This window comes from Amycolatopsis eburnea (genome assembly GCF_003937945.1).
In the GTDB taxonomy this organism is placed as follows: domain Bacteria; phylum Actinomycetota; class Actinomycetes; order Mycobacteriales; family Pseudonocardiaceae; genus Amycolatopsis; species Amycolatopsis eburnea.
Window position 1 is genome coordinate 59,645 of sequence record NZ_RSEC01000033.1, and the last position, 25,325, is coordinate 84,969.

Genomic DNA, 25,325 nt, shown 5'->3' on the forward strand with positions numbered 1-25,325 from the left:
TGCGCGCCGGGCCACCCGCCTCCCCTTCCCCCGGAGGAACTTCCCCCATGACCGACACCGCCGTCCTGCCCGCCCCGCCCGGGACGGGCTTCACCCTGCGCCGCGACCGGTGCGTCATCGAGCTCTCCCCGCGCCCGCCGCTGGTCCGCGGCCGGCTCACCGCGACGGATGGGCACTGGACCCCCGGCTCGACGTTCACGGTCACCCTCGACGGCTCGGTGCGTACCGGCATCCCGTTGCTGGGCCGGGTGTTCCACGGCGAACTCACCTTCACCGCCGATGAAGTCGCGGAGGACCCCTTCGTGGTCGAGGGCCGCGTCGCCGGCCGGGAGGTCCGCCTGCACGGCGACGTCCGGCACCGTGACGAGCACGGCGTCGTCGTCTGGGCCGCCGGGCACGTGCTCCCGGCCCGCCGGAAGCCGCGCCAGGCGGGCCGGGTCGCGCGGCTGCTGGCCCGCCGCCGGCTGCACGTCGAGATCGCGATCGAGTTCGTCCGATGAGGCGGACCGCCGCGCTGGTCCTCGCCGGCCTGCTGCTGGTCCTCATCGCCCCGGTCACCGCGCCGGCCACCGCGGTCGCGGCGACGCAGCAGGTGATGATGCAGGGCTACGCCTACTCCCCCGCCTCGCTGACCGTCCGGGTCGGTGACACGGTCACCTGGATGCAGCACGACGAGGCACCGCACGACGTCGTCACGACGAGCGCGCCGGTGGCGTTCCGGAGCCCGCAGCTGTCGGCGGGCCAGAGCTGGAGCTACACGTTCCGGCAGCCGGGCACCTACGCCTACTACTGCTCGGTGCACCCGGACATGCGGGCGTCGGTGACGGTCCTGCCCGCGGCCACGACGGCTCCGCCGAAACCGGCGAGCACGCCGGTGGCCACGAAACCCGCTCCGGCACGGACCACCGCGACCGCCCCCACGTCCGCCGCCGCGGCCCCGGCGGCCACGACGGCACCGCCCACCACCCCGACCACCGCCGCGCCCGCGCCGGAGCAGCCCGTCGTCCAGCAGGCGACCGCGGCCGCGTCGCCGACCCTGGACCCCATGCTGCTGGTGGCCGGGCTCGTCACCGGGATCGCGGTGCTGTGCCTGCTCCTGCTCGGCTCGCGGCGGGCGTGAATTCCTGTCCGGAACCTGTCCGGCAAAGGACTGGACCAACCGGTTTTCCCTGTTTACAAAGGAAAGGCATCGCCCTTCAGCGCGGAAGGTGACCGATGAACCTCCTTGCTCCCCTGCTCACCGTCGTCCTGGCCGCCACCCCGGCCCCGACCCCGTCGCCGGTCGCCCCGCCGGCGGTGATCTGCGACAAGTACTGCGACGCCCGGGATCCCGCTCTCTCCCCGGGCGATCGCGAAGGCGCCTCGGCGAGCATCAGCGGACGCCGGCTGTCGCTGCACCTCGACGACGCCGACGACATGGGCTGGGCGGCGATCACCGGCGGCGCGCCCGGCGACCACGTCTGGCTGGACCGCTCGTTCGACGCCGGCCGCACGTGGGCGTCGGGCAGCAAGCTCGGCGACACCGCGACGCCGTCGGGCGCGACCGGCTGGCGGACCCTGATGTACAACGCCGACGACTGGAACAACCGCGGTGTCGGCCTGCTGCGCGCCTGCGGCCAGCCCGCCGGCTCGGGCAGCATCGCCTGCACCGGCTGGGCGCGCCCGACGTGGAACGCGTGGGACCGCCGCACCGCGGCCGCCACCGCGCTGATGGAGCGGTACAACCTCGGCACCGGCCTGTTCGACACCACCGGCTGGTGGAACTCGGCCAACGCGCTGACCGCGATCATCGACAACGCCCGGATCAGCGGCATGGGCAGCTACCGCTACGCGATCGACACGACGTACACGAAGAACCTCGCGGCGCAGGGCGGCCAGTTCCGCAACGACTACCTCGACGACACCGGCTGGTGGGGCCTCGCGTGGGTCGACGCCTACGACCTCACCGGCGACGGCAAGTACCTGAACACCGCCCGCGCCGACGCGGACCACATGTACGCCTACTGGGACGGCGTCTGCGGCGGCGGGGTCTGGTGGAGCACCGGCCGCACCTACAAGAACGCGATCCCGAACTCGCTCTACGTCCAGCTGAACGCGGCCCTGCACAACCGCATCCCGGGCGACACGGTGTACCTGGCCCGCGCCCGCGCGGGGTGGGCGTGGTTCGCGGGCAGCGGGATGATCAACGGCTCGAACCTGGTCAACGACGGCCTGACGTCGGCTTGCGCGAACAACGGTCAGCCGACCTGGACGTACAACCAGGGCGTCCCGCTGGCGGCGTTGACGGAGCTGTCCCGCGCGACCGGCGACCCGGCGCTGCTGACGAAAGCCCGCACGCTGGCGAACGCGTCGACGACCAGCACCTCCCTCAACCCGGGCGGCATCCTCCGCGACCCGGGCGAGACGACCGGTGGCGGCGGCGCGGACGGCCCGACGTTCAAGGGCGTGTACGTCCGCGACCTGGCGGTGCTGAACGCGGCGCTTTCGGACCACCCGTACACCGGATACCTGCAGCGCCAGGCGAACTCGGCGTACGCGAACGACCGGAACAGCGCCGAGGCGTACGGGCTGCTGTGGGCGGGCCCGTTCGACCAGGCGGATGCGGCCCGGCAGCAGAGCGCCGTGGACCTGATGAACGCGGCCCCGTGACCGGCCCGGACGTCATGAACGACCCGTTCATCTCGTCCGGTGAGGTGAAAGACTCGTTCATGTCGTCGGACGACCGGGCACCGGCAAAGTCGCGCGCCGGGCGGGTCCGCGGTGTCTTGAATGAGTCATTCAGGACCTCCGAAGACCTGAATGACTCATTCAAGACGTCGGCGAAGGCACCGCCCCGGTCTCAGAGCGTCTTCTCCAGCCGGCCCGCCAGCAGCTTGATGAACCGCGACGGGTCGGCCAGCTCGCCGCCCTCCGCGAGCAGCGCCATGCCGTAGAGCAGCTCCGCCGTCTCGGCCAGGCCCTCGTCCTCCGGCCGCGCCGCGTGCGCTTCCCGCAGGCCGGTCACCAGGCCGTGTTCCGGGTTCAGCTCGAGGATGCGCTTGATCGGCGGCAGCTCCTGCCCCATCGCGCGGTACATCTTCTCCAGCGTCGGCGTCAGGTCGTGGGTGTCCCCGACGATGCAGGCCGGCGACGTCGTCAGCCGCGACGAGAGCCGGACCTCCTTGACGTCCTCGCCCAGCGCGGTGCCCATCCACGACAGCAGGCTCTCGAAGTCCTTGTTCTGCTGCTCGCGAGCGACCTCGGTGGCCTTCTTGTCCTCCTCCGACTCCAGGTCGACCTGGCCCTTGGCGATCGACTGGAACTGCTTGCCGTCGAAGCCGGGCACCGCGTCGACCCACATCTCGTCGATCGGGTCGGTCAGCACCAGCACCTCGAAGCCCTTCGCCCGGAAGGCCTCCATGTGCGGCGAGTTCTCGATGGCCGAGCGCGACTCGCCGGTCATGAAGTAGATGTGCTCCTGGCCGTCCTTCATCCGCTCGACGTACTCGCGCAGCGAGGTCGGCTTCTCGGCGTCGTGCGTCGAGGCGAACGACGAGATCTCGAGGATGGCTTCGCGGTTCTCGAAGTCGTCGAGCAGGCCCTCCTTGACCGCCCGGCCGAACTCGCGCCAGAACGTCGCGTACTTCTCGGTGTCGGCGGTCATCATCGTCTTGACCGTCGAGAGCACCTTCTTCACCAGGCGGCGGCGGATCAGCTGGATCTGCCGGTCCTGCTGCAGGATCTCGCGCGACACGTTGAGCGAGAGGTCCTGCGCGTCGACGACGCCCTTGACGAACCGCAGGTACTCGGGGACGAGCGACTCGCAGTCGTCCATGATGAAGACGCGCTTCACGTACAGCTGGACGCCGCGCTTGCGCTCGCGCAGGAACAGGTCCATCGGCGCGTGCGACGGCAGGAACAGCAGCGCCTGGTACTCGAACGTCCCCTCGGCCTGCAGCCGGATCGTCTCCAGCGGGTCCTGCCAGTCGTGGCTGACGTGCTTGTAGAACTCGTGGTACTCGTCCTCGGTGACCTCGGCCGACGAGCGCGCCCACAGCGCCTTCATCGAGTTGACGGTCTCCGGCGCGGCGTCCTCGCCCTCGCCGGCCATCCGGATGGGCCAGGTGATGAAGTCCGAGTACTTCTTCACGATCTCGCGGATCTTCGCCGGGGACGTGTAGTCGTACAGGTGGTCCTCGGCGTCCTCGGGCTTGAGGTGCAGCGTGACCGCGGTGCCCTGGGGCGCGTCCTCGACCTCCTGGATCGTGTACGTGCCCTCGCCGGTCGACTCCCAGCGGACGCCCTCGGTGGTGCCCGCCTTGCGCGTCACCAGCGTGACCTTGTCGGCGACCATGAAGCTGGCGTAGAACCCGACGCCGAACTGGCCGATCAGGTCCTGCGACGCCGCCGCGTCCTTCGCCTCCTTCAGCTTGGTCAGGAAGTCGGCGGTGCCCGACTTGGCGATCGTGCCGATGAGGGCGACGACCTCCTCGCGGGTCATCCCGATGCCGTTGTCGCGCACCGTCAGCGTCCGGGCGGCCGGGTCCGTCTCGAGCGCGATGTGCAGGTCGGACGTGTCCGCTTCGAGGTCCTTGTCGCGGTACGACTCCAGCCGCAGCTTGTCGAGCGCGTCGGAGGCGTTGGACACGAGCTCGCGCAGGAACGTGTCCTTGTTCGAGTAGATCGAATGGATCATCAGCTGCAGCAGCTGACGCGCTTCCGACTGGAACTCGAGCGTCTCGATCGGGGTGGTCACTTCCGGTCCTTTCCGGTTTCTCGGCCGAAGGGTGGGTCGATCCTACCGAGCCCGGCCGCGCACTTTATGAACGCAATGTAGGAGCGCCCACGACCTGGTGTGATGCTGGCCACGCCCCGCTGCCGATCAAGGAGGATCGAGTGCCCGGACGCCTTCCCCGGTGGGCCGCCGCGTTCGCCGCGGCCTGTGCCCTGACCACCGCCTTCGCCGCTCCCGCCGCCGCGGCGGGCGTCGCCGACCACCCCGTCCGCACCACCGGCTGCGGGCGCGCCCCGGGCCTCCCGGCCGGCGCGACGACGACCCGGCACGTCGTCTCGGGCGGCCTGGACCGCGAGTACACCGTCCACCTGCCCACGCACTACAACCCATACCGGCCGTACCCGCTCCTGCTGTCGTTCCACGGGCACAAGCGGACGTCGGAGTACCAGGAGCAGTTGTCCGGCTTCTCGGCGCTGGACGCGATCTCGGTGTACCCGCAGGGCCTGATCGGCACCGACGGCGAGTCGGCCTGGACCGGAGCGCCGTACTCGGCCGCCGCCGACGACGTCCTGTTCACCAGCGACCTGCTGAACTCGCTGCAGCGCACGCTGTGCGTCGACGCCGGCCGGATCTACGCGGCGGGCAAGTCCAACGGCGGCGGGTTCGTCGGCGTGCTGGCGTGCCGGCTGGCGAGCCGGATCGCGGCGTTCGCCCCGGTGTCGGGCGCGTTCTACCCGCAGGGCGGCGCGTGCGACCCGAGCCGCCCGGCGCCGGTGCTGGACTTCCACGGCACCGCCGACACGACGATCCCGTACACCGGCAACCCGGCCAAGGGCCTGCCCGCCATCCCGGACTGGCTGGCCGCGTGGTCCACAAGGGACGGTTGCCGCCCGACGCCGGTGTCGTGGACGCCGGTGCCCGGGGTGGTGGCGCAGCGGTGGCTCGGCTGCGCGCTCGAGCACTACCGCGTCGAAGGTGCCGGGCACGTCTGGCCGAGCACGCAGCCGAACAACGATTCCGCGACGCCGACGATGATCGACGCGACGCCGGTCATCTGGCGGTTCTTCCGCGCGCATCCCCTGCGGTGAAACACGATTGACGCACCTCTTTCCCCTCGGCGACGATTTTCGCCGAGAGGAAAGAGGTGCATGGTGAAGGTGCTCGTCCTGAACGCCGGTTACGAACCGCTGCAGACCGTTTCGGTGCCGCACGCGATCCGCATGCTCGTGCGGCGCGTGGCGGAGATCCACGAGGCCGAAGACGGTCTCGCGTACGGCTTGTTCCCGCGCCCGAAGATCGTGCGGTTGCTGCGGTACGTGGTGATGAAGTGGCGATATACGCAGCCGCCCCGCTGGTCCCGCCGCGGCGTCCTCACCCGCGACGGCCACCGCTGCGCGTACTGCGGCGCCCGCGCCACGACGATCGACCACGTGGTGCCGCTGAGCCGGGGCGGTGAGCGGACGTCGTGGCTGAACACGGTCGCCGCCTGCGGTGGGACGGCCCGCAGCTGCAACGCGCGGAAGGCGGACAAGCTGCCGGCGGAGGCCGGGATGAAGCTGCGGTTCACGCCGTACGTGCCGGCGTGGGACCAGCTGCACCGGCCGTGATCCCGGGTCCGGACGTCGTGAACGACCCTTTCACCGCGTCCGGCGACAGGGCTCCGGGCTCAGTCGTGTCCGACCGGCTGGCCGGTGTGGCCGGTGACAGATGTGGCTGCTGGGCCTGGTGTTCCGGTTCCGGATGCCGCCGCCCGCCCCGCGCGGCAGCTCGCCCTGCGGCGGCGGGCGGGCCGCTCCTCGGCACCACCGCGCGCCGCTCGATAAGCTCGAACCGATCGTGCCCTGGATCCGTGTGTTCCGGGGGAGGCCGGGAGGTCGTCGTGACCGACGCAGGAGAGCTGATCGCCGGGCGCTACCGGCTGGCCGAACGGGTCGGCCAGGGTGCCATGGGTGTCGTCTGGCGGGCGCGTGACGAGCGGCTCGACCGGGTCGTCGCGGTCAAGCAGCTGGACTACGACGCCGCCATCGGGCAGGCCGCCGGGGAAGAGGCGACCCAGCGTGCCCTGCGCGAAGCCCGGCTCACCGCGCGCCTGCGGCACCCGCACGCCATCACCGTGCACGACGTCGTCGAGCAGGACGGCGAGCCGTACCTGGTCATGGAATACCTGCCCTCGCGCAGCCTGGCCGAGATCCTCCTCGACCGCGAAAGCCTGCCCGCCGGCGACGTCGCGCGCATCGGCAGGCAAGCCGCCTCGGCACTCGCCGCCGCGCACGCCGAAGGGATCGTGCACCGGGACGTCACGCCCGGCAACGTCCTCATCGGCGAGGACGGCGTCGCCAAGATCGCCGACTTCGGCATCTCCCGGGCGACCGGCGAAGGCACGGTGACCGGCGGCGGGTTCATCGCCGGCACCCCCGCCTACCTCTCCCCCGAGGTCGCCAACGGCCGCGAGGCGGGCTTCCCCGCCGACGTCTTCTCCCTCGGCTCGACGCTCTACCGCGCGCTGGAAGGCACTCCCCCGTTCGGCACCGACGACAACGCGATCGCCCTGCTCCTGCGCGTCGCCCGCGAAGACGTCACGCCGCCCCGGCACGACGGCCCGCTCGCCGAGGTGCTCACCCGGATGCTCCAGCGCGACCCGGCGGCGCGCCCCTCGATGGCCGAGGTCCAGCAGCTGTTCGAGGCGGTCACCGACGGCCGCCCGCTGCCGCCCCCGCGGCCCAGGCCCCGCACCGGCACGCGGCTGCTGCGCGTCCGGCGTCCCCGGCGCCGCCTGGTACTGGCCGCCGCGGCCGGCGCCGTCCTGCTGGCCGCGGGGGTACTCATCGGGACCGCGCTGGTCCCCGACGCGACCCCGGTGGTCGCCGCGCCGGTCACGTCCCCGCCGCCGCCCACCCCGACGACCGCCGACCTCGGCTGCGCGGCCAGCTACGAGGTGACGAACTCCTGGCCCGGCGGCTACCAGGTGCAGGTGACGGTCCGCAACGACCACGACGAGGACCTCTCGGGCTGGAGCGTCCGCTGGACCCTCCCGGGCGGCCACCACATCACGGGCCTGTGGAATGGCGACTACACGGTGGACGGCCCGACGGTGACGGTCGGCAACGCGGCCTGGAACGCCAAGCTCGACGCGGGCGCCAGCACGACGTTCGGCTTCATCGCACTGGCCCAGAGCAGCGACGCGGGCCGCCCGGCCGTCACCTGCCGGACCCTCTGAACCACCTCAGCCGCGGAGCCGGTCGAACGGCAGCCGCAGCACCTGGCCCGCCGGGACCGGCGCGTTCGACACCCGGATCGCGTCCAGCTCGGCCGCCGTCAGCGCCCGGCGGTAGAACCGGACCTCGTCGAACGAGCCGTTCCAGCGGAACTGGTTGTCCAGCCGCTGGCCGAGCTGCAGCTGGAACGACACCGTCTGGCTCACCGAACCCGCCGCCGCGGCACCGGACGCGACCTGCGCGCCGTCGACCCACAGCAGCAGCTGCCCGCCGGTGCGCTCCAGCGCGACGTGGTGCCACGCCTGGTCGTCGTACGCCTGCGTCGTCGCGACCGACGCGCTCCCGGCGGCCGTGGTCATCATCGCGAGCAGCCGGTGGTTCGCCGGTTCGCCGCGCAGCCACAGCTGCGGTGCGGTGCCGCCCATCCCGCCGAGCCAGAACAGCACCTGGTTGCCCTTCGTGGCGCCGTAGCGGAACCAGCCGGTCCAGGTCAGGTCGCCGTCGCCCGGGGGCTGCGCCGGGTCGTAGGGCACGCGGACGTAGTCGTCGACGCCGTCCAGCGTCACCGCGCCGCCGAACCGGCCCGCCGCAACGGAAGCACCGCCGAGGACCCGCGCGTCCGCGTGTCCCGAAACGTCCGGGGTGGCCGGTCCCGCGGAGTTGTGCCACCCCAGGAAGGACTCGTCGAACCGCGCGAAGCGGATTTCGTCACGGGCGTCGACCGCGCCGCCTTCGTACAGGAGCCCGATCTCCGGGCCGCCGATCTGCACCAGGTCCGAGTACCCCGACCAGTCCGTGGTGATCCGCGTGCCCTGCTCGGCGTTCTCCCACGTCCGGCCACCGTCGTACGACGAGCGGATCATCATCCAGCGCCGCCGGTCGGTGTCCGACGGCGAGGAGAACAGCAGCCGGTTGCCGACGCGCAGGATCGAGCCCTGCACCATCGGGGTCACCAGGTCGGGAATGGTCGTGAAGGGCTGGGAAAACGACTCGCCGCCGTCGCGGCTGATGGCGTAGTCGCGGTTGCCGATGTCCGTGCCGCCCTGCTCGCGGCCGCCGGCGTAGATCGAACCGTCGGCCAGTTCGACGACGGTCACCTCGGACGGCTTCTGCGTGTACGTCCCGCCGACCGGGTGCGGGTAGCTGTTCACCGCGCCGACGCGCCAGGTGCGCCCGCCGTCGTCGCTGTAGACGAGCCCCGCGTGGTTCTCGATCGAATGCGTGCCGTCGCTGGTTTCCGCGTTGACGCCGAACACGAGCCGGCCCGCGTGGGGGCCGCGGGCCAGCTGGATCCCGTGCACCGGGCCGGAGGCGTACCACGAGTCCCAGCCCGGCAGCTTCGCCTGCGCGCTGATGTCGACCGGCGTGGACCAGGTCAGGCCGTCGTCGTCGCTGTACTGCGAGTGCGGCGTGCGCGGGCACGGGACGTCGCAGCCCTTGTCGTCGTCACGGCCTTTGTTGTACGTCGTGATCAGGACGATCCGCCCGGTGCGGCTGTCCACAATGGGCACGGGGTTGCCGTGGGTGTCCCCGCCACCGCGGTTGACCACCTGCAGCGGCGACCACGTCCGGCCGCCGTCGGTGGACCGCTTGAGCACGAGGTCGATGTCGCCGGTGTCGCCGCAGTTGTCGATGCGGCCCTCGGCGAACGCGAGCAGCGTGCCGTGCGTGGACTTGACGACGGCCGGGATCCGGAAGCAGCTGTACCCCGGGTCCTGCGCCGCTTTGAACAGCACCTGCTGGTCGAACGACGGCGCGGCCTGCGCCGGGCTCACGGCGAGCAGCGAGCCCGCCGCCAGGGCCACCAGCGCGGCCCAGTTCCCCAGTCTTCTCATTCTCATCCCTTCAGGACGGCGACACCTCGCGGGGCGAGCCGGACCTCCCGCACCGGCCGCGACGGGTCGGTGAGCAGGTCCGGCGCGGGGCGCGGCAGGTCGACGGTGACCGGCTCGGTGCCGTGGTTGAGCAGGATCAGGTAAGCGCTTTCCTCGCCGTGCCGGACGACCGCCTGGACACCCGGCGGTGCCTCGAGCACCGGGGTCACCCCGGCTTCCGCGCACACGCGGCCGAGCAGCGGGCCCAGATCGGGCCGCGTGCCGGCGTACCACGCGACGCCGTCGCCGAACTCGTGCCGGGTGATCGCGGGCCGCCCGATCAGCTCACCCGAGCCGAAGGACGCGACGGCCGAGGCACCTTCGAGTTCGATCCACTCGGCCCAGATCGTCCCGGAACCCGTTGTCCCGTCGGCGAAGTCGAGCGCGATCGAGTCGTCCAGCGGCCAGAACTCGTCGACCCGCAGGCCGAGGATGTCCCGCAGCGGCGCCGGGTGCCCGCCGAGGTACGCGCGGTCGCAGCCGTCGACGATCCCGGAGAAGTACGACACCAGCAGGTGCCCGCCGCCGTCGACGTACGCGCGCAGGTTGTCGGCCGCCGCCTGCTCCAGCAGGTACAGGTTCGGCACGACGACCAGCTTGTACCGCGAAAGATCGCGGGCGGGGTGGACGACGTCGCAGGTGACGTTGGCGTCGAACAACGGCGCGTAGTGCGCGAGGTGCGTCTCCAGCTGCTCCAGCGACGCCGGGTGCGAGTCGAGTTCCAGACCCCACCAGCTCGGCCAGTCGTGCAGCAGGGCGACGTCGGCGCGCACGCGAGTCCCGGCCAGCTCGGGTACGCGGGCCAGTTCCCTTCCCAGCGAAGAGGTCTCGCGGAACGTCCGGGTGTCCCGGCCACCGTGGGGAACCATCGCCGAGTGGAACTTCTCCGCGCCCCCGCTGGTTTGCCGCCACTGGAAGAACAGGACGGCGTCGGCGCCCTGCGCGATCGCCTGCCAGCTGCCGAGCCGCATCGCGCCCGGCGGCTTGGGACTGTTGCGGGAGCGCCAGTTCACCGCGCTCGGCGCCTGCTCCAGCAGCAGCCACGGCTGGTCCTTCGTGGACCGGACGAGGTCGTACGCGAACGCGGCTTCGACGTGGGCGCGAGGGTCGTAGGGATCGGGGTAGGAGTCGAGGCTGACGACGTCCTCGTGCGGGGTCCACGTGTGCCAGTCGAGGGCTTTCTGCACCAGGCCGACGAAGTTGGTGGTGATCGGGACGTCCGGGGTGACCCGTCGCAGCACGCGCTGCTCGGTCAGGAAGCACTCGAGCAGCGCGTCGGAGGAGAACCGGTGGAAGTCCAGCTGCTGCGCGGGGTTCGGGAACGTCGGGGCCACGCGCGGCGGCAGGATCTCCTCCCACTCGGCGTAGTGCTGGGACCAGAACGTCGTCGTCCATGCGTCATTCAGCGCTTCGAGCGTGCCGTAGCGCTCCTCCAGCCAGCGCCGGAAGTCGGCGGCGGATTCGTCGCAGTGGCAGGCCCGGATGTGGCAGCCGAACTCGTTGCCCACGTGCCACATCGCCAGCGCGGGGTGGCCCGCGTACCGGGTCGCCAGCTCCGTCACGAGCCGCGCGGCGTGCGAGCGGTACACCGGGCTGGACGGGCAGAACTGCTGCCGCGCGCCGGGGGACAGCCGGACGCCGTCGGCGCGCACCGGCAGGATCTCCGGGTGCAGCCGGGACAGCCACGGCGGCGGGGATGCCGTCATCGTCGCCAGGCACACCTGGATCCCGGCACCGGCCAGGCCGGCCATGACGTCGTCGAACCAGCCGAAGTCGTACTCCCCCGGCCGCGGCTCGACCGCGGCCCACGAGTAGATCCCCGCGGTCACCATCGTGACGCCCGCTTCGGCCATCAGCTTCAGGTCCTCGCGGCGGACCTCTTCGGACCAGTGCTCCGGGTTGTAGTCGGCACCGTAGCGGATCATCAGAGCAAGCCCGCCTCGACGAGCTTTTCCTTGATCAGCAACAGCTCTTCGTCGTTGAGGGGCAGCTGCGGCGGCGCCATCACGGCGTTGTCGACGAACCCGCGCAGCTTCATCGCGGCCTTGAACGCGCCGAGCCCGGCCGAGCCGCGGCCCATCCGGCTCGGCGGTGCCACCGCCGTGATCGAGAACAGCTTCATCAGGCGTTCCTGCTCGCGGCGGGCCGCGGCGAGGTTGCCGGACTTGAAGTGGTCGTGGATGAGCACGTACCCGACCGGGTCGACGTTGCCGAGCCCGGGCACGGCGCCGTCGGCGCCCATCGCCAGCGCCGCGTCCACGACCAATTCGGACCCGGTGAACACGGCGAAGTCGTCGAGGCCGCGGTCGCGCTTGCCGAGCAGCACGGCCCGGAACGCGGCTTCGTCGCCGCTGGAGTCCTTGAGCGCGGCGATGACCCCGTCGGCGGCGAGGTCGAGCACCAGCCCGCCGTCGAGCTTCGTGTGCACGGCGACCGGGATGTCGTAGGCGACGATCGGCAGCGCCGTGCGTTCGCGCAGCAGGCGGAAGTGCCGGTCGATCTCGGCGACGTGCGTGCGGGTGTAGTAGGGCGCGGTCACGACGACGGCGTCGGCCCCGGCGGCCTCGGCGGCGCGGATGTGCTCGGCGACCCGCAGCGTCGTCATGTCGATGCAGCCGGCGAGCACCGGGACGCGGCCGGCGACCTGGTCGACCGCCGTCTCGACGACGACGCGGCGCTGCGCGTCGGGCAGGAAGGCGACCTCGCTGGAGGAGCCGAGGACGAACACGCCGTGGACGCCGGCGTCGAGCTGGACCTCGACGTGGCGCCGCAGCGATTCGGTGTCCACGCTGAAGTCGTCGTTGAACGGCGTGCACAGCGGCGGGACGATTCCGGCGAACTTCGGCATCAGGGGCTCACTCCGGTCGGGGTCTCTGGGTGGATGCAGCGGTAGGTGTGGCCACCGTCGGCCGCGGCGAGCGGCGGCAGCTCGGCCGCGCACTCGCCGGTGGCCTTCGGGCAGCGGGTGCGGAACGGGCACCCGCTGGGCGGGCGGGTCGAGGACGGCACCGGGCCGGTGAGCACGATCGGCTCGACCGGGTGCAGCAGGCTGGGCGTCGTGGAGAACAGCGCCCGCGTGTAGGGGTGGCGGGGCGCGGCCCCCACCGGCGCCTCCTCGACGATCCGGCCCAGGTACATCGTGACGATCCGGTCGCTCATCTTCGCCACGGTCTGGATGTCGTGGGAGACGAACACCATCGCCAGCTCCAGCTGTTCGCGCAGGTCGAGCAGCAGGTTGAGGATCTGGGCGCGGACCGAGACGTCGAGCGCGGACGTCGGCTCGTCGGCGACCAGCAAGGCCGGCCGCAACGCCAGCGCACGCGCGATGGCGACGCGCTGCCGCTGGCCCCCGGACAGCTGCCCGGGCACGGCGTCGGCGACGCTGGACGGCAGGCCGACCAGCCCCATCAGTTCGCGGACGCGCGCGTCGCGCTCGGCCGTCGTCCCGACCCGGTGGACGTCGAGGGGGTCGCGGATGATCTTGGCGACGGCCAGCCGCCGGTTCAGCGCGGTGGCCGGGTCCTGGAACACCATGCCGATCTCGCGCCCGGACGTCAGCGGCTGCCCGCGGAACCGGACGCTCCCGCCGGTCGGCCGCTGCAGCCCGACGATCACCTTCGCCAGCGTCGACTTGCCGCAGCCGGACTCGCCGACGACGCCGATCGTCTCGCCCGGGTTCACGACGAGGTGGGCGTCGGTCAGCGCGTACACGTGCTCGTGGCCGAACAGGCCGCGGCCGCGGATCTTGTGGACGACGTGGACGCCGTCGACCTCCAGGAGGTTCACGCCGTCGCCTCCTTCTCGCGCGCGGTGTCGACCGCCGGGAAGTGGCAGGCGACGAGGTGGGCGACCGGCTCCCCGAAGCGGACCGGCGTCTCTTCGCGGCACTTGGCGCGCGCGGCCGGGCAGCGGTCGGCGAACCGGCAGCCGGCCGGGAACTCCGCCGGGGCCGGGACGACGCCCTTGATCTGCGTGAGCCGGGCCTCGTTCTCCTCCAGCGACAGCACCGCGCTGAGCAGGCCGCGCGTGTAGTGGTGCCGGGGCGAGCCGACGACCTCGGCGGTCGCGCCCAGCTCGGCGACCTGCCCGCCGTACATCACGACGACCCGGTCGGCGATCTCGGACACCAGCGCCAGGTCGTGCGAGACGAGGACGAGCGCGAAGCCGAGTTCCTCCTGCAGCCGCAGCAGCAGCGCCATGATCTGGGCCTGCACGGTGACGTCGAGGGCCGTGGTCGGCTCGTCGGCGACGATCAGCTTCGGGTCCCGCGAGAGCGCCATCGCGATCAGCACCCGCTGGCGCTGGCCGCCGGACAGCTCGTGCGGGTACGCCCGCAGTGTCCGTTCGGGGTCCAGGTTGACCAGTTCGAGGAGCTCGGCCGGGGTGCGGGTGCCGCCACGGCGGGTGAACTGCTTGAGCTGGGCGCGGATGGTCATCGCCGGGTTGAGCGAGCTGAGCGCGTCCTGGTAGATCATCGCGATGTCGTGGCCGAGGTGCCGCCGTCGTTCGCCCGGGCGCAGGTTCAGCAGGTCGCGCTGGGCGAAGCGGATCTGCCCCGACACCTTGGCCGTCGGTGGCTGGAGGCCGAGGATCGACAGCGCCGTGAGCGTCTTGCCGCAACCGGATTCGCCGATGAGACCGAGGACTTCGCCGGAGCGGACGCTGAAGGAGACGCCGTCCACGACGTCCACGCCCTCGTGGCGGCCGGGGAAGGCGATCCGCAGCCGGTCGACTTCCAGGACGGTTTCGCGGTGGTCGAGGGACCGGGCGGTGCGGGCGAGCCGCTCCCCCGCCTCCCGCAGGCCGGCGATCGGCAGCACGGGCGCGGTGTCGGCGTCGTCGCGGGCTTCGACGGCCTTCGCCACTTCGGCCGCCTTGACCGCGCGGGCCGAGGGCGCGGCCCAGGCGTCGGAGATGCGTTCGGACAGGATGTTGAGCGCCAGCACGGTGATCAGGATCAGCAGGCCGGGGAACAGCGTCGCCCACCAGCCGCCGGTCAGCACCAGGTCCTTGCCGTCGGCGAGCACCGAGCCCCACGACGGGTCCGGCGGCTGGATGCCCGCGCCGATGAACGACAGCGACGCCTCGAACACGATCGCGTCGGCCACCGTGACCGTGCAGTAGACGAGCACCGGGGCGGCGCAGTTGACGGCGACGTGCCGGGTCAGCACGAAGAACCGCTTCGCCCCGATGACGCGTTCGGCCGCGACGTAGTCCTCGCCGTACTGGGCCAGCACGTTCGCCCGGATCACCCGCGCCACCGGCGGCGTGTTCAGGAACCCGATGGCCAGGATCAGCACCAGGATCCCGTGGCCGAACACCGCGACCAGCACGGCAGCCAGCGCGATGCCCGGGAACGCCATGACGACGTCCAGGACGCGCATGATCACCGCGTCCACCCGGCGGTGCGAGGTCGCGGCGAACGCCCCGATCACCGCACCGGCCACGAGCGCGAGCGCCACCGCACCCAGGCCGATGGCGAGCGACCAGCGCGTGCCGGCGACGAGCCGCGAGAAGATGTCGCGCCCGGAGGTGTCGGTGCCGAACCAGTGCGCGCCGCTCGGGCCGCCGGTGTCGGTGCTCAGCGCGTCCGGGTTGTGCGTGGCCACGAGCGTGCCGAGCACGGCGACCAGCACGAGGACGCCGAGGATCGCGAGCGCGGGCCAGCCCCCGCGCAGCCGCTTCACGCGTGGCTCCGCAGGCGCGGGTTCGCGATCAGGTACAGGACGTCGACGATCAGGTTGACCAGCACGAACCCGATGGCGATCGTGATGACGAAGCCTTGCACCTTGGCGGTGTCGCCGTCGGTGACGGCCTGGATCATGTTCTGCCCCATCCCCGGCAGCGCGAACATCGTCTCGATGACGACGGCGCCGCCCAGCAGGTAGCCGACCCGCAGGCCGAGCACGGTGAGCGGGGTGACGAGCGCGTTGCGCAGCACGTTGCGCCCGATCACCACCACCGGCGGCAGGCCGCCGCCGCGCGCGGTGCGGACGTAGTCCTTGTCCAGTTCCTCGACCATCGACGTCCGGATCACCCGGGTCAGCTGGGCGGCCACCGGCAGCGCGAGGGAGACCGCGGGCAGCGCCAGCGAGTTGAGCCAGCCGCCGAAGGAGTCGGCCGGGCTGACGTACCCGCTGGTCGGGAACAGGCCCTGGCCGACGGCGAGCCACTGCACCAGCAGCAGCGCCACCCAGAACGCCGGCGCGGCGACCCCGGCCAGGGTGACCACGCGGATCACCTTGTCCGGCCAGCGGTCGCGGAACAGCGCCGACGTCACGCCGAGCACGAGCGCCGTCACGAGCGCGATGACCAGGCCGAGCAGGGTCAGCTGGACGGTCAGCGGCAACGCGGTGGCGATCGTGTCGCCGACCGGCTGCTTGGTGATCACACTGGTGCCGAAGTCGCCTTGGGCCAGGTGCCAGACGAAGTGGACGTACTGCAGCGGCAGCGGGTCCAGCAGCCCGTTCTCGAGCCGGAACTGCTGGAGCTGCTCGGCGGTGGCGTTCGCGCCGTCGAACGCGGCCAGCGCCGGGTCTACCGGCGCGAACCGCATCACGACGAACACGAACAGGATCACGCCGAGCAGCAGCGGGATGAGGGCGAGGATGCGGCTCAGCAGCATCCGCACGACGACGGCCACGGGTGTCTCCTCCTAGACCGGCTTGGCCTGGTTGAGGTAGATGCCGGGGTAGCCCTGGGCGCGCACGCCGCTGATCGCCTTCGGGTCCCACGCCGTGCCGAGCTGGGTGAACACGACCGGGTAGATGACGGCCTGCTCGGAGATCCGGTCCAGCAGCTGCTTGTTGAGCGTCGTCCGCTTGGCTTCGTCGGTTTCGGCCGCGGCCTGGTCCTGCAGCGCGAGCAGGGACTGCGCGTCGGGACCGGTGAAGCGCGCGTACTTCGACGTGAGGATGGACTTGGCGTCGTAGTAGTAGCGGATCAGCAGGTCGGGGTCGTTGCCGAACTGCATCGGGTTGTTGGTCGTGGCGACGACCTGGAAGTCGGCGCCGGCGTCGAGCTTGGAGAACAGCGCCTTGGTGTCCTGGGAGTCCAAAGTGGTCCGGACGCCGATCGCGTCCCAGCCCTCCTTGATCACCTTGACGCAGTCGGCGACGAGCGAGGTGTTCGTCGTGGACAGCGTCACCGCGAGGTCGGTGACACCCGCCTGCCGCAACAGCTCTTTCGCTTTCTCGGGGTTGTAGGCGAAGTCCTGCGACGCCGGTTGCGAGGACGGGAGCTTCGGGTTGATGAACGACGTCGCCGGCGTGCCGGCGCCCTTCAGCCCGATCTCGACCATCTTCTTCTTGTCGATGGCGTAGTGCAGCGCCTGCCGGACGAGGTTCTTGTCGAACGGCGCGTGCGCGGTGTTGAAGAGCAGGAAGAGGTTGTTGCCGCCGTCGGCGAACTCGACCGTGCGGCCGGCCTTGCGGAGCTGGTCGGCGTTGGCGGCCGGGATGTTCTCGGCGATCTGCGCGTCCGGCTTCGCGCCCGAAATCGCGGCGACGCGCGGGGCGGCGTCCACGATGGACTTCCACAGCATCTTGTCGTACGCCGCCGGGCGGGGACCGTTGTAGGCGGCGAACTTCTCGAAGCTGGTGTGGCTGAGCGGGGCCTGCTCGACCACCTTGTACGGCCCGGAGCCGACGACCTTGCCGCCCTTGGCCTCGTCCCACTTCCCCTCGAAGACGTGCTTCGGCATGATCTTGCAGCACTGGATCCGCTGCAGGGCGTACGGGAACGGGAACTTCAGCACGAATTCGACCGAGCGGTCGCCGGTCTTGCGGACTTCCTTCAGCCAGGTGGAGAAGAAGCTGTGGATCAGCACGTTCTCCTTCTCGTCGAGGGCCCGCGCGTAGGTGAAGACGACGTCGTCGGCGGTGACCGGCTGCCCGTCGTGCCACTGGGCGCCGTCTCTCAGGTCGAACTTCATGCTGGTCCCGGTGGCGTCCGGCACCGCCTTGGCGAGGCCGGGGAACGGCGCGCGGGTGACCGGGTCACCCTCCACAAGGGACTCGTAGCAATGCAGGATCGCGGCCATCGAGAACGCGGACGCGGTCTGCAGCGGGTCCCACGTCTGGTTGTTGCCGTAGCCGATGACGGCGGTCAGCGAGCCGGCCGAAGCGCCGGTCTTGTTGGTGGACGCCGGGCCGCCGCACGCGGCGAGCACGGTGGGGAACGCCAAGGCCGCCCCGGCGAAGGTGCTGTAGCGCAGCAACTGGCGGCGGCTGAGCGACGGGCTCTGGGACATCGCTGTCTCCTGCGGGCCTCGAACGGTAGGACGTGGGACGTCCTATGACCGGCGTGAGCCTAGGATCTGTTCGCGTGCCGGTCAAGAGGGCTGGACGTATGACGTAGGATGTCCTCTCACGACGCATCCGGGGAGGACAGCAGTGGCCCGTCCGCAGCGCAGCGAAGAGATCACCAAGCGCATCATCGACCTGATCGTCGAACGGGAGCTCCCGCCGGGGGCGCCGATGCCCACCGAGCTGAGCCTGATGGAGGACATCGGCGTCAGCCGCAACTCGATCCGCGAGGCGATCAAGGCCCTGCAGGCGCTCGGCATCGTCGAGATCCGCCACGGCTACGGCACGTTCGTCGGGTCGGCCGGGTCGGAGTCGCTGCAGACGTGGCTGCTGTTCCGCACCCGCGCGCGGGGCGCGACCGACGTCGGGCGGCTGCGCGATCTCCTGGAGGTGCGGGAGATGCTCGAGACCGAGCTGACCCGCCGCGTTGCCACCGACCACCGGCCCGAACTGGTCGAGGAACTGCAGGCGTGCGTCACGCGCATGAAGCGCAAGGGCCCGGACGCCGCCGAGGCCGACCGCGAGTTCCACGACCTCATCTGCGCCGAGGCCGGGTTCGACCTCGCCCGCGAGCTGACCGGCTTGTTCTGGGATGTCTACCGGATCGCCGAAAGCGAGCTAGGCGGGCCCGCCGGGTCCGCGTCCGCCACCGCGAAGCGGCACCAGGCGATCGTCGACGCGCTCGTGCTGCGCGACGCCGACGCCGCCGCCGAAGCGGTGCACCGCCACTTCGACGAGGTCCGCAAGCGCGCGAAAGCGGGACCGTACGGCGGTTTCGGAGTCGCGCGACCGGTACCGGCGGTCCGGTCCTGACTCTGCGTCGTTGACCCGTTCGGCCCCGCCGGGCTCCCGACCCGCCCCTCCGGAACGCCCCAAGGTGGCCTTCGGTGCGTGAGACGCACCGAAGGCGGCCTTCGGTGCGTCTGACGCAACCAAGGCCACCTTGGGGCGCTAGCCCGAGCGCCGGTCGCCGGATCGGGCGCGAGGCCGAACATCAGCCTGGCCGGCACAGCCCCCGCTCGTAAGCCACCAGCCCGGCCTCCGTGCGGTGCGCGCACCCCAGCTTCCGCACCACCCGGGCCACGCACTCCCGCACCACCGGCTCCGCCAGCCCGAGCCGCTCCGCGATCTCCCCGTTGGTCAGCGCCGACCCGACCCCGATCAGCACCTCTCGCTCCCGCGACGACAGCAGATCCACCCGGGCCAGCCGTTCGTCCCGCGGGCCCGACAGCCGGGTCGCCGCCGAAACCCAGCGGCGGGAGGCGTCCGGGGAGAGGACCACGTGCCCGTCCGCGGCCAGGCGGACCACCTTCAGCAGCTCGTTCCGCCGCGCCGAGCGCAACACGAACCCCGCCGCGCCGTCGCGCAACGCTCGCAGGATCGCCGCGTCGGAATCGAACGTCGCCAGGACCAGCACCGCGGGGCGGCGGATCACCGGGCCGAGCGGGCCCAGACGCGGGTCGAGCAGCACCACGTCCGGCAGGCGGCGGCGGAGGGTCGCGCGGGCCGCCGTCGCGTCGCCGACCGCGGCGATCAGCTCGACGCCGTCGGCCTCGGCGAGGATCGCGCCCAGCCGCGTGCGGACCGGTTCGTCGCGTTCGGCCACCAGGACCCGGACCGGTGGCGCGAGCACGGCTCAGTCCCGCGGGCGCAGGCGGATCAGCGGCAGGTCGCTCTTCGACGCGCCGACGAGGTCGCGGCCGCCCGGGCCGCGCAGCCGCAGCTCGCGGAAGCGGACCGCCGACAGCTGGGCGGCTTCGATCGGGTAGACGTCACCGTAGCGCTTGATCTTGTCGACCAGCTCCTTGCCGAGCAGCTCGACCAGCCCCGAGTGCCGGGTCGCGCCGCCGCCGAGCGGGACGTCCAGCTGCTTGCGCACCTCGGGAAAGCGCTGGTCCAGCTCGACCGCGAGCTGGTGGATCGTGACGTAGGCGGGCCCGAAGTCCCCCGCGTCCGGTCCGGCCGGGATTTCCTTCAGCACCTTGACGAGCTTGTCGTCCATCCCGAGCTTGTCCCACAGGGTCACGCGTTTTCCTCCTGCCACGGCAGCCGTTGTCTACCAGAGGACCGGCACGCGGTCCACTCCCCCGGTGACACGGTTCGTCCGGATCCGGAGTTCATCGACGCCGACGGCCAGCCGCAACCCCGGGAACCGGCGGAACAGCGAGCCGAACACGACGCGCAGCTCGGTGCGGGCGAGGCTCGCGCCGATGCAGAACCAGCCGCCGTAGGCGAACGCCACGTGCGCGTTCGGCTTGCGGGCCGGGTCGAACGCCTCGGGGTCCGGGAACACCGTCTCGTCCCGGTTGGCCGCCCCGATCGCCAGGACGACGGCGTCGCCGCGGGCGATCCGCACGCCGCCGAGGTCGACGTCGTCGTGCGCGTACCGCAGGACGCCGAGCCCGCTCGGCGCGGACAGCCGCAGGATCTCTTCGACGACGCCGTGCACGCCCTCGGGGTCGGCGGCCAGCGCGTCGCGGCGGGCGAGGTCGGTGAGCAGGTAGAGCGCGCCGAGGTCGATCCGGTTGGACGTCGTCTCGTGCCCGGCGAACAGCAAGCCGGCGGCGAGCCGGGCGAGGTCGTCGTCGCCGAACGCGGGGTCGTCGGCCTGCGCGCGCACCAGGTCCGAGACGACGTCCTGACCGGGGTCGCGCCGCTTGACCGCGGCGAGCCGCCCCATGTAGGCGGCGAACTCGTCGAGCGCGGCCTCCGCTCCGGCGCCGATGTCCATCCGGCCCATCCGGTCCGACAGCACCCGGAACGTCTCGCGGTCCTCGTACGGGACGCCGAGCAGTTCGCAGATCACCAGCACCGGCAGCGGGAACGACAGGTGCTCGTGCAGGTCGACGGGCTCGCCCCCGGCGCCGGCCCGTTCCATCGCGTCGAAGCAGCCGTCGGCCAGCTCCTGGACGTGGCCGGCGAGCCGCCGGATCCGGTTGGCCGAGAAGGCGGGCACGAGCAGCTTCCGCATGCGGGCGTGCTCGGCGTGCTCGGTCTCGTGGTCCCCCTGCGGCCGGCTGAGGACGGCGGCGTCCGACAACGCCGACGCCTCCTCGGGCGCCGGGTGCGACCGCCCGAACCGCGGATCGGTGAACACCGCGCGCACCTGCTCGAACCCGGTGACCAGCCAGGCCGGATCGCCGGCGGGCGTGGTCACCCCCACCACCGGCCCCTGCCGCCGCAGCACCGCGAACAGCGGCGCGATCTCGAGGACGTTGGGCCGGTCGAACGGCAGCCGCGGCGTGTCCGTGGTGGCGGTCATCGGGTTCCCCTCCCGGGTGCGCGGCCGGCCGCACGGACGCGGGCGGCCGGTCACCGGCCCCTACCCCCGGCCCCCGCGGTCCACGGTACTCAGGAACCACGCCGCCGGGCGGAAAGCGCGGTTTCCCCGCCCTTTCGGGCGAAGCCCTTACAACAGCTGCCAAGCTCGCGTCAGCGTGTCCCGCAGGATCTGCTCCATCTCGTCGAACTGCGCCTGGTCGCACACCAGCGGCGGCGACAGCTGCACCACCGGCTCGGCCCGGTCGTCGGCCCGGCAGTACAACCCCGCCTCGAACAGCGCCTCCGACAGGAACCCGCGCAGCACCCGCTCCGACTCCGCCGCGCTGAACGTCTCCTTCGTCGCCTTGTCCTTCACCAGCTCGATCCCGTAGAAGAACCCGGCACCGCGGACGTCCCCGACGATCGGCAGGTCCAGCAACCTGTCCAAAGTGGACCGGAAAGCCGATTCGCGCGTCAGCACGTGCGAGTAGAGGCCCTCGCGCTCGATCAGGTCGAGGTTCGCCAGCGCCACCGCGCAGGACACCGGGTGCCCGCCGTAGGTCGAGCCGTGCATGAACGTCGTTTCGCCGCGGGTGAACGGGTCCATCAGCCGATCCGAGGCCAGCACCGCGCCCAGCGGCGCGTAACCCGACGTCAGGCCCTTCGCGGTCGTGATGATGTCCGGCTGGTACCCGTACCGCTTCGCCGCGAAGTCGTACCCGACCCGGCCGAACGCGCAGATCACCTCGTCGGACACCAGCAGCACGTCGTGCTTGTCGCAGATTTCCCGGACCCGCGCGAAGTACCCGGGCGGCGGCACGAAACACCCGCCCGTGTTCTGCACCGGCTCGAGGAACACCGCCGCGACGGTGTCCGCGCCTTCGAACTCGATCGCCTGCTCGATCTGGTCGGCCGCCCAGCGACCGTAGGCTTCGTAGTCGTCGGCGTGCTCGGGGGCGCGGTAGAAGTTCGTGTTCGGCACGCGCAGGGTGCTCGGCACCAGCGGCTCGAAGTCCGCCTTCGCGCCGGGGATGCCGGTGATCGACAGCGCGCCCTGCGACGTCCCGTGGTAGGCCAGCGCGCGGCTGATCACCTTGTGCTTGCCCGGTTTCCCGACGAGCTTGAAGTACTGCTTCGCCAGTTTCCACGCCGTTTCGACCGATTCGCCGCCGCTCACGGTGAAGAACACGCGGTTCAGGTCGCCGGGTGCCGCCGAGGCGAGCCGGGTGGCCAGTTCGATCGCCGCCGGGTGCGCGTGGCCCCACAGCGGGAAGTACGCGAGCTGCTTCGTCTGCCGCGCGGCCGCTTCGGCGAGCTCCTCGCGGCCGTGGCCGACCTGGACCGCGAACAGGCCGGCCAGCCCGTCGAGGTAGCGCTTGCCCCGGGCGTCCCAGATGTACGGGCCTTCGCCGCGCACGATCACCGGGACGTCGGTGTCGTCGTAGGTGGAGTGGCGCGTGAAGTGCATCCAGAGGTTGCTGCGGGCGGCCTCGGCCAGGCTCGAAGCGTCGGCGGTGGCGCGGTCGGCGGTTGTGGTCATGCCTCGGTTATCGCACGCCCGGAAGCGTCGATGCAAGCGATTCAGTCGCTCAGACTAACCCAGTCGACTAATTCAGAAGTTCCACAGGGGACAGACCTTCGGATTTAGTCGTCACCCTGAGCGAGTGCCCCACTGGTAGGTCTGCTTCCGCAGCTTGAGGTAGACCATCGCCTCCGCGTGCCGGACGCCGGGCAGCGCGCGGATCCGCGTCGAGATCAGCTGCAGCAGCGCCTCGTCGTCCGCGCAGACGGCTTCGCACAGCAGGTCGTAGCGCCCGGCGCAGAGGATCACGTACGCGATCTCGTCCATTTCGGCCAGCGCGTCGCCGACCGGCTCGAGCGGGCCGTCCACGGTGATCGCGATCATCGCCTGCCGGAACAGCCCGACCTGCAAGGGATCCGAGACGGCGACGATCTGGATGACGCCCGAGTCCGACAGCCGCTGGACCCGCTGCCGGACCGCCGCCTCCGAGAGGCCGACCGCCTTGCCGATCGTCGCGTACGCCCGCCGTCCGTCCTCCTGCAGCTGCGCGATGATCTGCCGGGAGATGTCGTCGAGCACCGGCGGCGCGGGCCGGCTGGGGGTGTCCTGGCTGCTCACGCCCGGATCATCCCCGACGCGGGCGACGCCGGGCAACCGCGCCACGCCGTCACGTCCCGTCACCGAATACGAAGCTTCACAGGCGACGGGACGACGGATTTAGTCGTCCGAGTGGCGTTGACAACACCGAATCGGTGCTGTTCCATCCGTCGCACCTTGCCCCCGGCCGGAGGGAACGCCGATGCCCCGCACCCCCGCCCCGCCCGCCGCCGCCGTCCCCGCCAAGGCGAAGAAGACGCTCACCCGCTCCATCGGCGTCGGCGGCGGCACGCTGCTGACGCTCAGCTGCGTGACGCCGGCTTCCTCGCTGTTCGTCCTCGTGCCGCCGCTGTTCGCCGACCTCGGCACCGGCACCGCGCTCGCCATCGCGCTCGCGGTGCTGCTCTGCGTCGGGATCGCCTTCTGCTACTCCGAACTCGGCACGCTGGTGCCGAGCGCCGGCGGCGAGTACGCGATGGTGACGACCGTGGCGAACCGGTTCGCCGGCTGGCTGACCTTCATGCTGTCGTTCATCGTGATCCTCGTCGTGCCACCGATCATCGCGATCGGCGTGGCCGACTACCTCGCCGCCGTCGCCGACGTCAGCCCGTCGGTCGCGGGCGCGCTCGTGATGCTCGCGTCGACCGTGATGGGCCTGCTGAACCTGCGGTCCAACGCGTGGATCACCGGCGTCTTCCTGGTCATCGAGATCGTCGCGATCTTCGCGGTGTCCCTGCTCGGCTTCACGCACACCACGCAGAGCCCCGCGGTGCTGGTCGAGCCGAGCCTCGGCACCAGCGGGATCGGGCTGATCGCCGTCGTGACCGGGCTGGCCGTCGCGCTGTTCGTGGTGCAGGGCTTCAGCACCGCCGTCTACCTCGCCGAGGAGATGCGCGAGCCGCGCAAGACCGTCGCGCGGACCGTGTTCTGGACGCTCGGGATCAGCGCCGTGGTCATCCTCGTGCCGGTCGTCGCGATCACCCTCGCCGTGCCGGACGCCGCCGCGCTCGCCGGCGTCGACCTCACCGCGCTGGTCACCGGCTGGAGCAGCCCGGCCGTCGGCACCGCGATCAGCCTCTGCATCGCGGCGGCCATCGTCAACGCGGTGATCGTCATGGTCATCCAGAACTCGCGCGTGCTCTACGCCTCCGCGCGCGACCAGGCGTGGCCGACGCCGGTGAACCGCGCGATGAGCGTGGTCAGCGAGCGGTTCGGCGCGCCGTGGGTCGCGACCCTCGTGGTCGGGCTGTCCGAAGCGGTCCTCTGCTTCGTGCCGGTCGACACGCTCAGCGGTGTCACCGGGGTCGCCGTCGTCGCGCTCTACCTCAGCGTCGCGGCCGCCGCGCTGGGCGCCCGCCGGGCGGCGCACCGGAAACCGCACGTCTGGCGGATGCCCGCCTGGCCGGTGGTGCCGGTGCTCGCGGCCGGGGCGCTGGCCTACGTCCTGGTCGAGCAGAGCGCGCTCGACCTCGGCATCACCGCGGGCGTGCTGGTCGTCTCGGCGCTGTACTGGTGGGGGTACCTGCGGCGCCGCCCCGAGCGCTGGGTCGTGACGGTCCCGCGGGACTAGTCCTTCCGGCGCAGCTGGCGGATGCCGACGACGATCACCGCGAGCAGGCCGGCGATCGAGACCAGCGCCCACACCCAGGTCGGGATGCCGACGGCGTCGAGCCCGGCGGGCGGCGGGGACGTCGGCGCCGTCGGACTGGTTTCGGTCTGGGCGGCAGCCGGCCCGCCGAGCACGACCAGCCCGGCGAACGCGGCGAGAACGGCTCCGAGGACACGACGCGGGATCATCCGGACATCCTGCCCTATCCGCCTGTGCAGTCTTCGTGT

General features: G+C 71.7%; 22 protein-coding genes. 8 read left to right on the top strand and 14 right to left on the bottom strand.

The window, feature by feature from the left end:
• The first annotated feature begins 47 nt into the window (after positions 1-47).
• The 3 genes from EIY87_RS10870 (at position 48) to EIY87_RS10880 (ending at position 2,649) form a co-directional block, all read left to right on the top strand.
• On the top strand, positions 48-500 hold the full coding sequence (locus EIY87_RS10870; RefSeq protein ID WP_125307569.1) for a hypothetical protein: 453 nt from the start codon (positions 48-50) through the stop codon (positions 498-500).
• A complete protein-coding gene (locus tag EIY87_RS10875) occupies positions 497-1,120 on the top strand; it encodes a cupredoxin domain-containing protein (protein ID WP_125307570.1) in 624 nt (207 codons plus the stop codon). Before EIY87_RS10870 ends, EIY87_RS10875 begins: the two co-directional genes overlap by 4 nt.
• A gap of 95 nt (positions 1,121-1,215) precedes the next feature.
• The gene (locus EIY87_RS10880; protein ID WP_125307571.1) at positions 1,216-2,649 is read left to right on the top strand and encodes a glycoside hydrolase family 76 protein; all 1,434 of its coding nucleotides are present in this window, start codon (positions 1,216-1,218) and stop codon (positions 2,647-2,649) included.
• Positions 2,650-2,839: 190 nt separating this feature from the next.
• Here the strand turns inward: EIY87_RS10880 and htpG are convergent, their stop codons facing one another.
• Positions 2,840-4,735, bottom strand: coding sequence for a molecular chaperone HtpG (htpG, locus tag EIY87_RS10885; RefSeq protein ID WP_125307572.1), 1,896 nt, complete (start codon positions 4,733-4,735; stop codon positions 2,840-2,842).
• Between the two features lie 140 nt (positions 4,736-4,875).
• Here htpG and EIY87_RS10890 point away from each other — a divergent pair, with 140 nt between their 5' ends.
• The 3 genes from EIY87_RS10890 (at position 4,876) to EIY87_RS10900 (ending at position 7,931) form a co-directional block, all read left to right on the top strand.
• The gene (locus EIY87_RS10890) at positions 4,876-5,802 is read left to right on the top strand and encodes an alpha/beta hydrolase family esterase (RefSeq protein ID WP_125307573.1); all 927 of its coding nucleotides are present in this window, start codon (positions 4,876-4,878) and stop codon (positions 5,800-5,802) included.
• Between the two features lie 60 nt (positions 5,803-5,862).
• Positions 5,863-6,321, top strand: a complete 459-nt coding sequence (locus tag EIY87_RS10895) for an HNH endonuclease (protein ID WP_225439818.1) — start codon at positions 5,863-5,865, stop codon at positions 6,319-6,321.
• 272 nt (positions 6,322-6,593) lie between these two features.
• Entirely contained in the window at positions 6,594-7,931 is a 1,338-nt protein-coding gene (locus EIY87_RS10900) for a protein kinase domain-containing protein (RefSeq protein WP_125307574.1), read from the top strand.
• Between the two features lie 6 nt (positions 7,932-7,937).
• Here the strand turns inward: EIY87_RS10900 and EIY87_RS10905 are convergent, their stop codons facing one another.
• From EIY87_RS10905 to EIY87_RS10935, 7 genes are read right to left on the bottom strand one after another with little or no spacing between them, the layout of a single operon-like run.
• The gene (locus EIY87_RS10905; RefSeq protein ID WP_225439819.1) at positions 7,938-9,764 is read right to left on the bottom strand and encodes a sialidase family protein; all 1,827 of its coding nucleotides are present in this window, start codon (positions 9,762-9,764) and stop codon (positions 7,938-7,940) included.
• Between the two features lie 2 nt (positions 9,765-9,766).
• Positions 9,767-11,728, bottom strand: a complete 1,962-nt coding sequence (locus EIY87_RS10910) for a beta-galactosidase (protein WP_125307576.1) — start codon at positions 11,726-11,728, stop codon at positions 9,767-9,769.
• Positions 11,728-12,651, bottom strand: coding sequence for a dihydrodipicolinate synthase family protein (locus tag EIY87_RS10915; RefSeq protein WP_125307577.1), 924 nt, complete (start codon positions 12,649-12,651; stop codon positions 11,728-11,730). Before EIY87_RS10915 ends, EIY87_RS10910 begins: the two co-directional genes overlap by 1 nt.
• Positions 12,651-13,589, bottom strand: coding sequence for an oligopeptide/dipeptide ABC transporter ATP-binding protein (locus EIY87_RS10920; RefSeq protein WP_125307578.1), 939 nt, complete (start codon positions 13,587-13,589; stop codon positions 12,651-12,653). Before EIY87_RS10920 ends, EIY87_RS10915 begins: the two co-directional genes overlap by 1 nt.
• The gene (locus EIY87_RS10925) at positions 13,586-15,490 is read right to left on the bottom strand and encodes a dipeptide/oligopeptide/nickel ABC transporter permease/ATP-binding protein (RefSeq protein ID WP_125307579.1); all 1,905 of its coding nucleotides are present in this window, start codon (positions 15,488-15,490) and stop codon (positions 13,586-13,588) included. Before EIY87_RS10925 ends, EIY87_RS10920 begins: the two co-directional genes overlap by 4 nt.
• Positions 15,487-16,446: an ABC transporter permease gene (locus EIY87_RS10930; RefSeq protein WP_125307580.1), complete on the bottom strand. Its 960-nt coding sequence runs from the start codon at positions 16,444-16,446 to the stop codon at positions 15,487-15,489. Before EIY87_RS10930 ends, EIY87_RS10925 begins: the two co-directional genes overlap by 4 nt.
• Before the next feature lie 12 nt (positions 16,447-16,458).
• Complete coding sequence (locus EIY87_RS10935) at positions 16,459-18,054, bottom strand: ABC transporter substrate-binding protein (RefSeq protein ID WP_125307581.1); 1,596 nt, start codon at positions 18,052-18,054, stop codon at positions 16,459-16,461.
• A 142-nt stretch (positions 18,055-18,196) separates the two neighbouring features.
• Between EIY87_RS10935 and EIY87_RS10940 the strand changes: the two genes are divergently transcribed.
• On the top strand, positions 18,197-18,922 hold the full coding sequence (locus EIY87_RS10940; RefSeq protein WP_125307582.1) for a FadR/GntR family transcriptional regulator: 726 nt from the start codon (positions 18,197-18,199) through the stop codon (positions 18,920-18,922).
• A gap of 181 nt (positions 18,923-19,103) precedes the next feature.
• On the opposite strand, the gene EIY87_RS10945 is transcribed toward EIY87_RS10940, so the two are convergent.
• The 5 genes from EIY87_RS10945 to EIY87_RS10965 form a co-directional block, all read right to left on the bottom strand.
• The gene (locus EIY87_RS10945; RefSeq protein WP_125307583.1) at positions 19,104-19,742 is read right to left on the bottom strand and encodes a response regulator transcription factor; all 639 of its coding nucleotides are present in this window, start codon (positions 19,740-19,742) and stop codon (positions 19,104-19,106) included.
• A 3-nt stretch (positions 19,743-19,745) separates the two neighbouring features.
• Positions 19,746-20,135 carry a hypothetical protein gene (locus tag EIY87_RS10950; protein ID WP_125307584.1) on the bottom strand — a complete coding sequence of 130 codons (390 nt, stop codon included), beginning with the start codon at positions 20,133-20,135 and terminating at the stop codon, positions 19,746-19,748.
• 30 nt (positions 20,136-20,165) lie between these two features.
• On the bottom strand, positions 20,166-21,371 hold the full coding sequence (locus tag EIY87_RS10955; protein WP_125307585.1) for a cytochrome P450: 1,206 nt from the start codon (positions 21,369-21,371) through the stop codon (positions 20,166-20,168).
• Positions 21,372-21,518: 147 nt separating this feature from the next.
• A complete protein-coding gene (locus EIY87_RS10960; protein WP_125307586.1) occupies positions 21,519-22,910 on the bottom strand; it encodes an aspartate aminotransferase family protein in 1,392 nt (463 codons plus the stop codon).
• 111 nt (positions 22,911-23,021) lie between these two features.
• Positions 23,022-23,510 (bottom strand): Lrp/AsnC family transcriptional regulator, encoded by a 489-nt coding sequence (locus EIY87_RS10965; RefSeq protein ID WP_125307709.1) that lies wholly within the window; start codon positions 23,508-23,510, stop codon positions 23,022-23,024.
• A 181-nt stretch (positions 23,511-23,691) separates the two neighbouring features.
• Between EIY87_RS10965 and EIY87_RS10970 the strand changes: the two genes are divergently transcribed.
• Positions 23,692-25,059, top strand: a complete 1,368-nt coding sequence (locus tag EIY87_RS10970) for an APC family permease (RefSeq protein ID WP_125307587.1) — start codon at positions 23,692-23,694, stop codon at positions 25,057-25,059.
• Here the strand turns inward: EIY87_RS10970 and EIY87_RS10975 are convergent.
• A complete protein-coding gene (locus EIY87_RS10975) occupies positions 25,056-25,286 on the bottom strand; it encodes a hypothetical protein (RefSeq protein WP_125307588.1) in 231 nt (76 codons plus the stop codon). The two genes, EIY87_RS10970 and EIY87_RS10975, sit on opposite strands and share 4 nt — an antisense overlap.
• Positions 25,287-25,325: the final 39 nt, after the last annotated feature.